14 protein-coding genes are annotated in these 12,248 nt (G+C 52.6%); 10 read left to right on the top strand and 4 right to left on the bottom strand.

The genetic code is table 11. From position 1 onward, the window contains the following. Nucleotides 1-35: 35 nt before the first annotated feature. The gene (locus ACZ1HF_RS16555) at nt 36-842 is read left to right on the top strand and encodes a glycosyltransferase (protein WP_472658541.1); all 807 of its coding nucleotides are present in this window, start codon (nt 36-38) and stop codon (nt 840-842) included. Here ACZ1HF_RS16555 and ACZ1HF_RS16560 read toward each other — a convergent pair whose 3' ends face one another. Then, complete coding sequence (locus ACZ1HF_RS16560; RefSeq protein ID WP_472658542.1) at nt 843-1,277, bottom strand: Hint domain-containing protein; 435 nt, start codon at nt 1,275-1,277, stop codon at nt 843-845. Beyond that, nucleotides 1,237-1,473, bottom strand: a complete 237-nt coding sequence (locus ACZ1HF_RS16565) for a Hint domain-containing protein (protein WP_472658543.1) — start codon at nt 1,471-1,473, stop codon at nt 1,237-1,239. The genes ACZ1HF_RS16560 and ACZ1HF_RS16565 overlap by 41 nt, the downstream gene beginning before the upstream one ends. Before the next feature lie 124 nt (nt 1,474-1,597). Between ACZ1HF_RS16565 and ACZ1HF_RS16570 the strand changes: the two genes are divergently transcribed. Further along, nucleotides 1,598-2,491: a DMT family transporter gene (locus ACZ1HF_RS16570; protein ID WP_472658544.1), complete on the top strand. Its 894-nt coding sequence runs from the start codon at nt 1,598-1,600 to the stop codon at nt 2,489-2,491. Between the two features lie 12 nt (nt 2,492-2,503). On the opposite strand, the gene ACZ1HF_RS16575 is transcribed toward ACZ1HF_RS16570, so the two are convergent. Then, the gene (locus ACZ1HF_RS16575) at nt 2,504-3,532 is read right to left on the bottom strand and encodes a Hint domain-containing protein (RefSeq protein ID WP_472658545.1); all 1,029 of its coding nucleotides are present in this window, start codon (nt 3,530-3,532) and stop codon (nt 2,504-2,506) included. A gap of 458 nt (nt 3,533-3,990) precedes the next feature. Between ACZ1HF_RS16575 and rpsL the strand changes: the two genes are divergently transcribed. The 8 genes from rpsL to ACZ1HF_RS16615 all read left to right on the top strand — a co-directional run bounded on the left by rpsL (nt 3,991) and on the right by ACZ1HF_RS16615 (nt 10,508). Next, complete coding sequence (gene rpsL / locus ACZ1HF_RS16580; protein WP_008204009.1) at nt 3,991-4,362, top strand: 30S ribosomal protein S12; 372 nt, start codon at nt 3,991-3,993, stop codon at nt 4,360-4,362. A gap of 12 nt (nt 4,363-4,374) precedes the next feature. Further along, the gene (rpsG, locus tag ACZ1HF_RS16585) at nt 4,375-4,845 is read left to right on the top strand and encodes a 30S ribosomal protein S7 (RefSeq protein WP_472658546.1); all 471 of its coding nucleotides are present in this window, start codon (nt 4,375-4,377) and stop codon (nt 4,843-4,845) included. A 21-nt stretch (nt 4,846-4,866) separates the two neighbouring features. Next, complete coding sequence (gene fusA, locus ACZ1HF_RS16590) at nt 4,867-6,984, top strand: elongation factor G (RefSeq protein WP_472658547.1); 2,118 nt, start codon at nt 4,867-4,869, stop codon at nt 6,982-6,984. Nucleotides 6,985-7,062: 78 nt separating this feature from the next. After that, nucleotides 7,063-8,238 (top strand): elongation factor Tu, encoded by a 1,176-nt coding sequence (gene tuf, locus ACZ1HF_RS16595; RefSeq protein WP_472658530.1) that lies wholly within the window; start codon nt 7,063-7,065, stop codon nt 8,236-8,238. A gap of 179 nt (nt 8,239-8,417) precedes the next feature. Then, nucleotides 8,418-8,729: a 30S ribosomal protein S10 gene (gene rpsJ, locus ACZ1HF_RS16600; protein ID WP_472658548.1), complete on the top strand. Its 312-nt coding sequence runs from the start codon at nt 8,418-8,420 to the stop codon at nt 8,727-8,729. A gap of 15 nt (nt 8,730-8,744) precedes the next feature. After that, complete coding sequence (gene rplC, locus ACZ1HF_RS16605) at nt 8,745-9,605, top strand: 50S ribosomal protein L3 (protein ID WP_472658549.1); 861 nt, start codon at nt 8,745-8,747, stop codon at nt 9,603-9,605. Further along, complete coding sequence (rplD, locus tag ACZ1HF_RS16610; protein WP_472658550.1) at nt 9,595-10,215, top strand: 50S ribosomal protein L4; 621 nt, start codon at nt 9,595-9,597, stop codon at nt 10,213-10,215. The genes rplC and rplD overlap by 11 nt, the downstream gene beginning before the upstream one ends. After that, a complete protein-coding gene (locus ACZ1HF_RS16615; RefSeq protein WP_472658551.1) occupies nt 10,212-10,508 on the top strand; it encodes a 50S ribosomal protein L23 in 297 nt (98 codons plus the stop codon). The genes rplD and ACZ1HF_RS16615 overlap by 4 nt, the downstream gene beginning before the upstream one ends. 481 nt (nt 10,509-10,989) lie before the next feature. On the opposite strand, the gene ACZ1HF_RS16620 is transcribed toward ACZ1HF_RS16615, so the two are convergent. Further along, a complete protein-coding gene (locus ACZ1HF_RS16620; protein ID WP_472658552.1) occupies nt 10,990-11,955 on the bottom strand; it encodes a hypothetical protein in 966 nt (321 codons plus the stop codon). Nucleotides 11,956-12,248 lie beyond the last annotated feature (293 nt).

Raw genomic sequence — 12,248 nt, forward strand, 5'->3', positions numbered from 1 at the left:
TACTTGCAAACAGACGCACAACGTAGAAGGCGAAGATGCAGCAGGGTTTTAGAAATCAAATAACCGGACTGATCCGGTTTTCCTACGCTTCGGAAGATGGGTTCGCCAAGGCGTTTGCTACGGCTGCCGAGACCGAAGAATTTCTCTGTGACACAGACCGGCTAGAGAGGCGGTTTCACCTGTTCGAGACTATGTGTATGCCTGCTTTGAAAGGGCAGAAAGACCCGAACTTCACCTGCTTGATTCTGACAGGCAATTCCCTTCCTAAGTGGGCCAAAGACAGGCTGCGGGATCATCTTGGCCAGCTTAAGGATGGTCGCCTTCTGACCCAACCACAAAAACGGCATTATGCGGCCATGAGATCGGCTTTCAACAAGGTTGATAAAGATGGCTGGACGCACCGCACAACATTTCGGTTGGATGATGATGCGGTGGACCGCTATTATATCGAACGGCTTAGAATACGCGCCGAGCAGACCCATGATCTTTCCATGGGAAAACCTGTCGCACTTTCATTTAACAGGGGTTTTTACCTCCGTAGATCAGCCGAGGGAAATGAAGTATTCGATGCGTGCGAAAGAACACCGCCAAGCGTTGGGACGGCTTTGGTCACGCCGATTGAAAGTTCTCAGAACATCTACCGAAGAAATCATCGCTTAATACCGCAGTTCATCGATACGTTCTCGGATGCAACATCCCCTACCTATATTCGCACCATTCATTCGGACAATGACAGTACGCCTTATATTCAGGGTATAACGCACCGTATGGATCACAATGAGATCTCGGACGCACTGTCACAAGGGTTTGTGCAATCCTACGATGATCTTATGGGTGTGTGATCACGCGACATATCGCGTGGACATGGCAGAGCCGCCCAGTAATGCATGGGCATCGCTGGCGGGCAAAATCGGCCGAACCGGACCGGTGTGGCGCAGATCGTCAAGCTCCATCTCATCCGTGATGAACCACTGCGCTGTGTCATTGGTTAGGTAATGTTCACTATACATGCTGGCGACCCAACACCCTTGAGCGTGAATAATCTCATGATGATCGAAAAGCAGGTCGATATAGGTGACATCCTGATCATTAGTTCCAAGATGTATCCCCTTGTGTCCTACAGCGCTTTGGGCGGGCACTAAAACCTCATTTCTACCAGCGACCTCACTTGCTTTTGGGTTTTTCAACATGACCCCATGCAAGGGAGAGACTGTTAGAGGGGCAAAATTTGTCAGGCTATCTGCCGGGAATACGACCGGTCTTTTGTTTGCATCCATTTGCAGATTCTTCTGCTGCAACTTGCGTTTTCCGGATGGCGCGTAAAGCTTGAAACCCGCGATCACGAGTTAGGATCGCGTCATTCGGTTGAAGGTCTTCAACTGCAACCTGACCGTGATTGGTGATAACCTTCGTTCCGGAAACGAAACCGGACACCTGATCCATGGTTTGATCTATCGACAACTTGTCCAGCATACTCATCACCATCCGTTTATTCCATGATCTGAAGTTTCCACGAAACAGCGTCAGAACTGTGATCTGGGCCCGATAATTTTATGGCACTGGTTTGTCTGTAAACTGGCTGATATTGCGAAGGCGTATGAAGCTTTTGACAGATAATGCACGCGGCGCGATCTTCATGTTGGGATCGATGACGGCCTTTACGGTCAATGATGCCTGTATGAAGGCTCTGTCCGACGAATTGCCGCTGTTTCAGGCGTTATTCATCCGCTCTGTCGGGGTTGTTTTGTTCCTTTTTGCGTTGGCCTTGTTACAAGGGTTGTTCCGGATACGCATTTCCAGCCGGGACAAGAAACTTGTCCTGTTGCGTACAGCGGTTGAAGTTGGCGCAGCGTATTTTTTCATAACAGCTTTGTTCAATATGCCATTGGCGAATGTAACAGCCATTATTCAGGCACTGCCTCTGACCGTTACGTTGGCTGCTGCCCTATTTCTAGGTGAGATTGTTGGTTGGCGTAGGCTTATAGCGATCTTCATCGGCTTTGTGGGTGTTATGTTGATCATACGACCGGGAGGTGAGGGTTTTACGGTTTACTCGCTTTATGCGCTTGCCGCAGTAGCCTGTGTGACAGTGCGCGACCTTGCTGCGCGGCGTATGTCGCAGGATGTGCCGACGATCCTTGTCGCTATGTCAGCGGGAATTGGGGTGACTTTATTGTCTGGTATTGGCTTGTTTATCGTGGACTGGCAGCCGATCAGCTTGCCAGCTGCGCTACAACTTGGCGGGGCAACTGTCTTCGTAATTGGCGGGTATATCTTCAGCGTAGCAGCCATGCGTGTTGGCGAGATCGGGTTTGTCGCTCCGTTTCGCTATTCCAGCTTGTTGGTTGCGCTGATCCTTGGGGTGGCCATCTTCAAAGAATGGCCGGAAGCCTTGACTTTAGTTGGGTCGGCAATCGTTGTGGGAACCGGCGCATTCACGCTCTACCGCGAACGAAGGGCTGGCGCGGCAAAGCCGGACCAGCCCCATTGATATTCTATCTGCTTAACTGGTTTTCGCCATGTAATCCCGCATGACCGATGCATCTGAGGCCGTTAAACATGGCAGAGCTGTCTGGTGATCCGTTGTGCTGATATCGGGAAATAATTCCATAAGTTCCTTGCGGGTGGCACCATCAAGCGCACTGATCGCCATATCTCCTGCAAAGAAGCTTTCACTTAGGGCTCCATTTGCTTCGATGATCTCATGCCGGTCAAACATAATATGGTAATATTCGACGTTGCCGCCGGTTTTGCGTGTAACGCCTTCAAGCCCCACAAGATGTTTGGCTGGGATCAGAACGCTTTCAGCAGAGAACAAAAGCTCTGACCCTGCGCCGCCAACCAGCATTCGGTGCTGTGGCGAAACCGTCAAAGGTGCGGAGTTCCCTAGAATACCTGTAGCAAATTCAATCGGGGCAAGATTTCCCTCTGCGGCAACAGACTTTGATCCAACCCAGCGGACAACAGCCATGCCGCCGTCTCTCGTCCAAATTTCATCACCGACTTTAATATCCTCAACGACAGTGAAGCCACCGACCGTTCGGATGGATGTACCCGCAGCAAAGCATGGTACGAAATCGTCGTAGCTCGAGCCGCCCGCATTCGACCCACTTGTTTTTACGTATCTGACACCAGGTTTTAGAAAATCATCCGCTGCAAAGCCCCAGACATCGGTGAAATCACCATTTTGCGAAAATATCGTAAGCCGGATTGGATCGCCGATTTCATTCCCAGCATCATCAAGTTCGCGGATGAATATGACAGACTCGGATTCGACAGAATTTCCATTTGCAACTAACCCAGCCCCATCGGTGATAGTATGCCCCGCAGCTTGGCCATCCTCGAAAATATCGGGATCACCAGCTGTATCATCAAGCGTTACGTTTTGGCGCCCGCCGCCTTGAAAGACAAAAATTGTACCGTCGGCATTATTGGCGTTGTTAAGTATTGGACCGCCCGGCGTGCCCGAGGGTGAGTCTGCCGCGATTTCAAACGCACTGTTACTCAGCGCCTGGAAAGTTCTTAGTACCATATCAACATCTGCTGCGAAGTTCAGTCTTATCCATGAGATTAGGAGGCGCTTTTAGCATATAGTGCTTCACCATAACAGCCTCCGTTTTCTAGGACGTTATGATAATCCACTCACAGCATTGCCTTGGCTGGTGTAATACAAACGAGATGTATCGCAGGAAGCGCCTTCGACGTTTGTATCTCAATCTAATGATGTCTTGACCGCAACGGCTGTTGACACCTCCTGCGACTCCTCCTATTACGCGCGCACTCAGGTAGGTTATCTTACCTTGATGTTCAAAATTTGAAGTGGTCACGATCCGGGCCAATATCGCCCCGATCCTCTGAAATTCCACCGCGCGGATCCCAGGTAGGGTAAACCGTTGCGGGTCTTTGTGTTTTGCGGACGCGTGAGACGCAAGAAAAATGAAACGGGGACGCGCGCCCCATATGAAGTTGCAACGAAGGGGAAAGTCCTCAATGCCGACGATCCAACAGCTGATACGCAAACCGCGTCAGCCAAAACGTAAAGTTTCCAAGTCGCAGCACTTGGAACAGTGCCCGCAAAAGCGTGGCGTATGCACCCGTGTTTATACAACGACACCGAAGAAGCCGAACTCGGCCATGCGGAAGGTTGCCAAGGTGCGGCTGACCAATGGCTTTGAGGTGATCAGCTACATTCCCGGTGAAAGCCACAATCTTCAGGAACACTCTGTTGTTCTGATCCGTGGCGGCCGCGTAAAAGACCTTCCCGGTGTGCGGTATCATATCCTGCGCGGTGTCCTGGATACGCAGGGCGTCAAAGACCGTAAGCAGCGTCGTTCGAAATACGGCGCGAAGCGTCCGAAGTAAGGGAAAGCATAGATGTCACGTCGTCACGCCGCAGAAAAACGCGAAGTCCTGCCCGACGCCAAATTTGGCGATAAGGTCCTGACAAAATTCATGAACAACCTTATGATCGATGGCAAGAAATCCGCCGCCGAACGCATCGTATACAACGCTTTTGATCGCGTTGAAGACAAGCTGAAGAAAGCACCTGTGGAGGTGTTCCACGAAGCGCTTGAGTTGATCAAACCATCTGTCGAAGTGCGCTCGCGCCGTGTTGGTGGTGCGACTTACCAGGTGCCTGTTGAAGTGCGCCCTGAGCGTCGCGAAGCACTGGCGATCCGCTGGTTGATCAAAGCGGCCCGTTCGCGCAACGAAAATACAATGGAAGAACGCCTGGCTGGTGAGCTGATGGACGCGGTTAATTCCCGTGGCGCAGCCGTCAAAAAGCGCGAAGACACTCACAAAATGGCCGACGCGAACAAAGCGTTCAGCCATTACCGCTGGTAATTCTGAGGAAAGAGCAGACCAATGGCACGCGAATATCCCCTCGACCTGTATCGCAACTTTGGGATCATGGCTCACATCGACGCAGGCAAGACAACCTGCTCGGAGCGGATTCTGTATTACACGGGTAAATCCCACAATATTGGCGAAGTGCATGATGGCGCGGCCACCATGGACTGGATGGAGCAGGAACAGGAACGCGGGATCACTATCACCTCGGCTGCGACCACCACCTTCTGGGAACGCACCGAAGATGGCCAGACCGCTGACACGCCAAAGCACCGCCTGAACATCATCGACACCCCCGGCCACGTGGACTTCACCATTGAAGTTGAGCGTTCTCTGGCGGTTCTTGATGGGGCTGTTTGTGTTCTTGATGCCAATGCCGGTGTTGAGCCGCAAACTGAAACCGTATGGCGTCAGGCTGACCGCTACAAAGTTCCACGCATTGTTTTCGTCAACAAAATGGACAAGATCGGCGCGGACTTCTTTAACTGCGTCAATATGATCGAAGATCGCACCGGTGCGACTGCTGTGCCTGTGGGTATTCCAATTGGCGCAGAGACCGAGCTGGAAGGTCTGATTGACCTTGTGACCATGGAAGAATGGCTATGGCAGGGTGAAGACCTTGGCGCATCTTGGGTCAAAGCGCCGATCCGCGACAGCCTGAAAGATATGGCTGAAGAATGGCGCGGCAAGATGATCGAAGCGGCCGTCGAAATGGACGACGACGCAATGATGGAATATCTTGAAGGTAATGAACCTGACGTTGCAACCCTGCGCAAATTGCTCCGCAAGGGTACACTTGAGATGGCGTTTGTGCCCGTTCTGGGAGGCTCCGCGTTCAAGAACAAAGGTGTTCAGCCACTGCTCAACGCCGTGATCGACTATCTGCCCAGCCCGCTGGACGTGGTCGACTACATGGGCTTCAAGCCTGGCGACGAGACAGAAACACGCGATATTCCACGTCGTGCCGACGACAATATGGCGTTTTCTGGTCTGGCGTTCAAAATCATGAATGACCCATTTGTTGGGTCTCTGACCTTTACGCGCATTTATTCTGGCACCTTGAACAAGGGCGGCTCCATGCTGAACTCGACCAAGGGCAAGAAAGAGCGTGTTGGTCGGATGATGATGATGCACTCCATCAACCGCGAAGAAATCGAAGAGGCATTTGCGGGCGATATTATCGCGCTTGCAGGTCTGAAAGACACCACAACTGGTGATACACTGTGTGATGAGAAAGACCCCGTCGTACTTGAAACGATGACCTTCCCTGATCCTGTGATCGAGATTGCGGTAGAGCCAAAGACAAAGAATGACCAAGAGAAAATGTCGCAAGGCTTGCAGCGTTTGGCTGCCGAAGACCCGTCCTTCCGTGTGGAAACTGACCTAGAAAGCGGCCAGACTATCATGAAGGGTATGGGCGAACTTCACCTCGACATCCTCGTGGATCGTCTGAAGCGTGAGTTTAAAGTGGAAGCCAATATCGGTGCGCCACAAGTGGCTTATCGTGAAACTATCGGTCATGAGGTCGAGCACACTTATACGCATAAGAAGCAATCAGGTGGTTCTGGTCAGTTTGCTGAAGTGAAGATGATCATCAGCCCAACAGAACCCGGCGAAGGGTATTCGTTTGAATCTCGCATTGTCGGTGGGTCCGTGCCGAAGGAATATATTCCTGGTGTTGAAAAGGGTATCAATTCGGTGATGGACAGCGGCCCGCTGGCTGGCTTCCCGGTGATTGACTTCAAGGTTGCTCTGATCGACGGCAAGTTCCACGATGTGGACTCCAGCGTTCTGGCGTTTGAGATCGCGGCCCGTATGGCGATGCGCGAAGGTATGCGCAAAGCTGGTGCCAAGTTGCTTGAGCCGATCATGAAGGTCGAGGTCATTACGCCGGATGAATATACTGGCGGTATCATTGGCGATCTGACATCCCGTCGTGGTCAGGTTCAGGGTCAGGACTCGCGCGGCAATGCAATTGCCATCGACGCCTTTGTGCCTCTGGCCAATATGTTCGGCTACATCAACACTTTGCGGTCCATGTCATCTGGTCGCGCAAACTTTACGATGCAGTTCGACCATTACGAACCGGTACCAAGCAACATATCGGATGAGATCCAAGCAAAGTTCGCATAAACGGCGGGGCGGATTTCACCGCCCGCCCCAACCCGTAAGCCGGACTTCAGCCCGGCACCCAATAGCAAGGAGGCCATCATGGCTAAGGAAAAGTTTGAACGTAATAAACCGCATGTTAACATTGGCACGATTGGTCATGTTGACCATGGCAAGACGACTCTGACGGCTGCGATTACGAAGTATTTTGGCGACTTCAAGGCCTATGACCAGATTGACGGTGCGCCTGAAGAGAAAGCGCGCGGGATCACGATCTCGACGGCGCATGTGGAATACGAGACCGACGCGCGTCACTATGCGCATGTGGACTGCCCCGGCCACGCCGACTATGTGAAAAACATGATCACCGGTGCGGCTCAGATGGATGGCGCGATCCTCGTGGTGAATGCCGCTGATGGCCCGATGCCTCAGACTCGTGAGCACATCTTGCTGGGCCGCCAGGTTGGCATCCCGAAGATGGTCGTGTTCATGAACAAGGTGGACCAGGTTGACGACGAAGAGCTTCTGGAGCTGGTGGAAATGGAAATCCGCGAGCTGCTGTCCAGCTACGATTATCCAGGCGACGATATCCCGATCATTGCGGGCTCCGCTTTGGCGGCGATGGAAGGCAACAAGCCTGAGATTGGTGAAGAGAAGATCAAAGAGCTGATGGCCGCTGTGGATGAGTATATCGACACGCCCGAGCGCGCTGTGGACCAGCCGTTCCTGATGCCGATCGAGGACGTGTTCTCGATTTCCGGTCGTGGGACTGTTGTGACGGGCCGCGTCGAGCGTGGCGTGATCAATGTGGGCGACGAGATCGAGATCGTGGGTATCCGCGACACGTCGAAGACGACCTGCACAGGTGTTGAGATGTTCCGCAAGCTGTTGGACCGTGGTGAAGCCGGCGATAATATCGGCGCGCTTCTTCGTGGTATTGACCGTGAGGGCGTTGAGCGTGGGCAGGTTCTGTGTAAGCCGGGCTCTGTGAAGCCGCACACGAAGTTTGAGGCCGAGGCCTACATCCTGACGAAAGAAGAAGGTGGCCGTCATACGCCGTTCTTTGCCAACTACCGCCCTCAATTCTACTTCCGGACCACGGATGTGACGGGCACGGTTGAGCTGCCAAGCGGCACCGAGATGGTGATGCCTGGCGACAACCTGAAGTTCAATGTCGAGCTGATCGCGCCGATTGCGATGGAGCAAGGCCTGCGCTTCGCGATCCGTGAAGGCGGCCGCACCGTGGGCGCAGGGGTTGTTTCCAAGATTACGGAGTAATTTGAAACACGCCCTACGAAACTCAGGGACCATTAGTGGTTCCTGGGACTGCCTTGGATGGGTGATTTTTCTGCGAAAAATCGTGTCCCCGTCCAAACAACAAATATAGACGCGATGAGGGGGGTCGATAAGCGACGCTCCTCCTCTCCGTTCAAATCCCGAAACAAGGGAACACTGAGATGGCACAAAGCCAAAATATTCGCATTCGCCTCAAGGCGTTTGATTACCGTGTCTTGGATGCAAGCACACAGGAAATCGTGAATACCGCAAAGCGCACAGGCGCTGATGTGCGTGGACCGATCCCTCTGCCAAACAAGATCGAGAAATTCACTGTTCTACGTGGTCCCCACGTGGACAAGAAATCCCGTGATCAGTTCGAGATTCGCACACATAAGCGTCTTTTGGACATCATCGACCCAACACCCCAAACTGTGGACGCGCTGATGAAGCTCGACCTGGCGGCCGGTGTTGACGTCCAGATTTCTGTTTAAGGAGGGCGGCTGACAATGTTGCGCTCTGGTGTAATTGCAAAAAAGGTCGGTATGACCCGCCTTTTTATGGAAGACGGTAAGCAGGTTCCTGTGACGGTTCTTCAACTGGATAAACTTGAAGTCGTGGCTCAACGCACGCAAGAGAAGGACGGTTATACCGCCGTTCAGCTTGGCGCAGGCACGGCGAAAGCGAAACGCACATCAAAAGCGATGCGCGGTCATTTTGCGACAGCAAAGGTTGAACCCAAACGCAAGATTGCGGAATTCCGCGTTGCTGAGGAAAATCTTATCCCTGTTGGCGAAGAAATCATCGCGGCCCATTATTTTGAAGGTCAGTTCGTGGATGTTGCTGGCACGTCAATTGGTAAAGGTTTTGCCGGCGCCATGAAGCGGCACAACTTTGGCGGGTTGCGCGCGACGCATGGTGTCTCGATCAGCCACCGTTCGCACGGTTCCACAGGCCAGTGTCAGGATCCGGGCAAGGTGTTTAAAGGCAAGAAGATGGCCGGTCATATGGGCGCTGCCCGTGTTACCACGCAAAACCTTCAGGTTGTGAAAACTGATGTGGAACGCGGCTTGATCATGATCAAAGGCGCGGTTCCCGGTTCCAAAGGTGGTTGGGTTACGGTGAAGGACGCGGTGAAAAAACCATTGTCCGAAAATGTAATCTACCCTGCTGGTCTGGCGTCTGCTGCCAAGGAAGCTGCGAAAGCCGCTGAAGAAGCTGCTGCTGCTGCCGCTGCGGAAGCCGAAGCCGCTGCACAAGCTGCTGCCGAGGCAGAACAAGCAGCGCTTGAAGCTGCAGAAGCTGAAGCTGCAAATGAGGCACCGGCGGAAGATGCCGCCCCAGAAGGAGATGCGTCCGATGAAAGCTGATGCAATCAAACTTGATGGCAAGAAAGCTGGCTCGGTTGAGCTGCCTGACGCCATCTTCGGCCTGGAGCCACGTGCGGACATTCTGCACCGGGTGGTCCGCTGGCAGCGTAACAACGCGCAAGCTGGCACCCACAAGGTCAAGACACGTTCTGAGGTGAGCTATTCGACCAAGAAGATCTATCGTCAGAAGGGCACCGGCGGCGCACGTCACGGCGCACGGTCTGCGCCGATCTTCCGCGGTGGTGGTGTATACAAAGGCCCGACCCCGCGCAGCCACGGCCATGACCTGCCCAAGAAGGTCCGCAAGCTGGGCCTGATGCACGCGCTTTCTGCGAAAGCAACAGCGGGTGAGTTGGTCATTCTGGACGACATCGCGATCAAAGACGTGAAAACCAAAGCTCTGGCCGCGCAGGTCAAAGAATTGGGCTGGAAGCGCGCTTTGATCATTGATGGGGTTGAGGTGAATACTGACTTCGCTCAAGCCGCACGCAATATCGCTGGTCTGGACATTCTGCCAAGTCAGGGCGCGAACGTCTATGACATCCTGAAACGCGACACTTTGGTAATCACCAAAGCTGGTCTCGAAGCACTGGAGGCTCGTCTGAAATGAGCACGAAGGCTGAACATTACGACGTGATCCGCAAGCCGATCATTACCGAGAAAGCAACTATGGCGTCTGAAGCCAATGCAGTTGTGTTCGAGGTGGCAATCGATGCGAATAAACCGATGATCAAAGAGGCGGTTGAGAACCTCTTTGGTGTGAAGGTGAAAGCGGTCAACACGACGATCACCAAAGGCAAGTCCAAGCGGTTCCGGGGTCAACTCGGCAAGCGCAAGGATGTTAAGAAGGCATATGTGACCCTCGAAGAGGGCAATACGATCGACGTGTCTACTGGTCTGTGATCCCCCGGGTGCGGGGAGACCTGCACGGTACAACATTTGGAAACCCCGGCGGCGTAAGCGGTCGGGGTTTTTCTTTGGAAGGGTTAACGGTGCGTGCGGTGTCAAAAGGCGGGAAATCTCAATTCGGCTGCGGCTCAGGGGTTAACGCTTATTTTGCTGGGAAAATCGCGGTCGGATTTGCGTCGGACATTTGTCGGACTTCCGTATGACACCTGTATGCCAATTGACGGGGTTAACGGTGCGTGCGGTGGGGAAAGGTTAACGGGTGGTTTTGAAGCCCCGGCGCGAAATCAAGCCGCAGGCCAGGCGCCGCGCATCGCCAGACTGCCCGTTTTGCCGGAGGCAAACCTACGGTTTGACGGGTTGGCGATCAGGTTGGGTTTGGTGAGTTGCTTGTATGCAAGATGTGAATGGCGGGCATAAAGGAGATATGAATGCCCGTTAGATCGCCCCCCGGGTCTGGCTGCATTTCGTTGTTAATTCAAGTTCGAGTATCTATTTCAGCATCTCGTCCTAGTGGTTCGATTGGCGAGAAACCCTTTGTGCGATTGAACTTCATTGCATGATTGAAATTTTTTAGGGAGTTTGAAGGATCGACGTTAGCCAAGTTAAGATGGGAAAACGTACTCCTGACGAATTGTGTCGATAGTATTGCAGTAGCCTCTTTGTGGCCTGTTGCGGAATTAAGCATTTTGGACATGCATGTCACATAAACCTCATCCATTGGAAGGATTTGAAAAAGATCCCCAGCCACTTTTAGCGCTACGCTCGACACATAATCTTGATATAGCTTGTTGAACTGACCTACAGGCATCTTCGACTCAGATAATTTCCCACTTGCAAGTTGTTTCCGGCGGAAATTCGGGATGATTTCATCCGAGTGCACCATCGGACGCGCATGAACATAATTGTCGGCAATCATGAATTCGACTGTCGACCCGATTAGATCAGTTTTGGAAAGTGTTTGCATCTCTTTGACGACTTCTTGAATCGCGTTGTGATCACCGGCGATTAGTCGTTCTGCCAGCGCGCGATCTGAGTCGTATTCAGTTAACGTGATATCATATGCGTCTAACGCCTTTTGATATTTTCGCTCGTCCTTAGCTTTGGCTGTCTCCAATTCGTTCTCCAACCGGGCCATTTTCTGCACTGAGTTGCCGAGCAGTTTATCAAACAGATTGGGCTTGAACGCACTTAACTTAGCAAGGGCGGCGTAATAGTTATGACTTTGTTTCGTTGGTTTTTTTGGTTTCTGTTCCACGAGTATTTGATGCCAATCGATTCTGGCGGTTTGACTGACGTGCACAGATAATAATTCTTCTATGTAGTTTTCCCAATTTGCGACGGCGTCTGCTGCGTCTGCTGCGATCTGCTGTTTCACGGTCTGTTTATGTCGCCTTTCGGCCTCTTTTTCCATGCGCCGTGCCGCTGCTGCAACGGAGCGCATTGTCCCTCTCCAACCCATAAGTGCCTCTCAAAAAATTAATTAATATTTGTGGGGTATATGCTGTCCCCACTGGAATAATATCAATCGGCAGCCTGTCTGTCGATTTTTCAGGTTAAGTAGGCTTTTCAGTTTGGGGCACCCCCTTGACCCTCACCGCCACCTCTCCTAAACACCCTCATCGGTATAGGCCCCGGATTCGTCCGGGGCTTCGCTGTTGTTCTCAGGAACATCAAACCGGGGACCTTTGGGGCCCTATACTCTACATAGGCGGGCAACGTCTCGCCGCATAGCTA

The sequence above is a fragment of the Litoreibacter sp. GN1-5 genome, from assembly GCF_055693805.1.

Coding starts and splice junctions, on each gene's coding strand:
- ACZ1HF_RS16555 (WP_472658541.1), top strand. CDS start 36: ATGCAGCAGGGTTTTAGAAATCAAATAACCGGACTGATCCGGTTTTCC.
- ACZ1HF_RS16560 (WP_472658542.1), bottom strand. CDS start 1,277: ATGGATGCAAACAAAAGACCGGTCGTATTCCCGGCAGATAGCCTGACA.
- ACZ1HF_RS16565 (WP_472658543.1), bottom strand. CDS start 1,473: ATGCTGGACAAGTTGTCGATAGATCAAACCATGGATCAGGTGTCCGGT.
- ACZ1HF_RS16570 (WP_472658544.1), top strand. CDS start 1,598: ATGAAGCTTTTGACAGATAATGCACGCGGCGCGATCTTCATGTTGGGA.
- ACZ1HF_RS16575 (WP_472658545.1), bottom strand. CDS start 3,532: ATGGTACTAAGAACTTTCCAGGCGCTGAGTAACAGTGCGTTTGAAATC.
- rpsL (WP_008204009.1), top strand. CDS start 3,991: ATGCCGACGATCCAACAGCTGATACGCAAACCGCGTCAGCCAAAACGT.
- rpsG (WP_472658546.1), top strand. CDS start 4,375: ATGTCACGTCGTCACGCCGCAGAAAAACGCGAAGTCCTGCCCGACGCC.
- fusA (WP_472658547.1), top strand. CDS start 4,867: ATGGCACGCGAATATCCCCTCGACCTGTATCGCAACTTTGGGATCATG.
- tuf (WP_472658530.1), top strand. CDS start 7,063: ATGGCTAAGGAAAAGTTTGAACGTAATAAACCGCATGTTAACATTGGC.
- rpsJ (WP_472658548.1), top strand. CDS start 8,418: ATGGCACAAAGCCAAAATATTCGCATTCGCCTCAAGGCGTTTGATTAC.
- rplC (WP_472658549.1), top strand. CDS start 8,745: ATGTTGCGCTCTGGTGTAATTGCAAAAAAGGTCGGTATGACCCGCCTT.
- rplD (WP_472658550.1), top strand. CDS start 9,595: ATGAAAGCTGATGCAATCAAACTTGATGGCAAGAAAGCTGGCTCGGTT.
- ACZ1HF_RS16615 (WP_472658551.1), top strand. CDS start 10,212: ATGAGCACGAAGGCTGAACATTACGACGTGATCCGCAAGCCGATCATT.
- ACZ1HF_RS16620 (WP_472658552.1), bottom strand. CDS start 11,955: ATGCGCTCCGTTGCAGCAGCGGCACGGCGCATGGAAAAAGAGGCCGAA.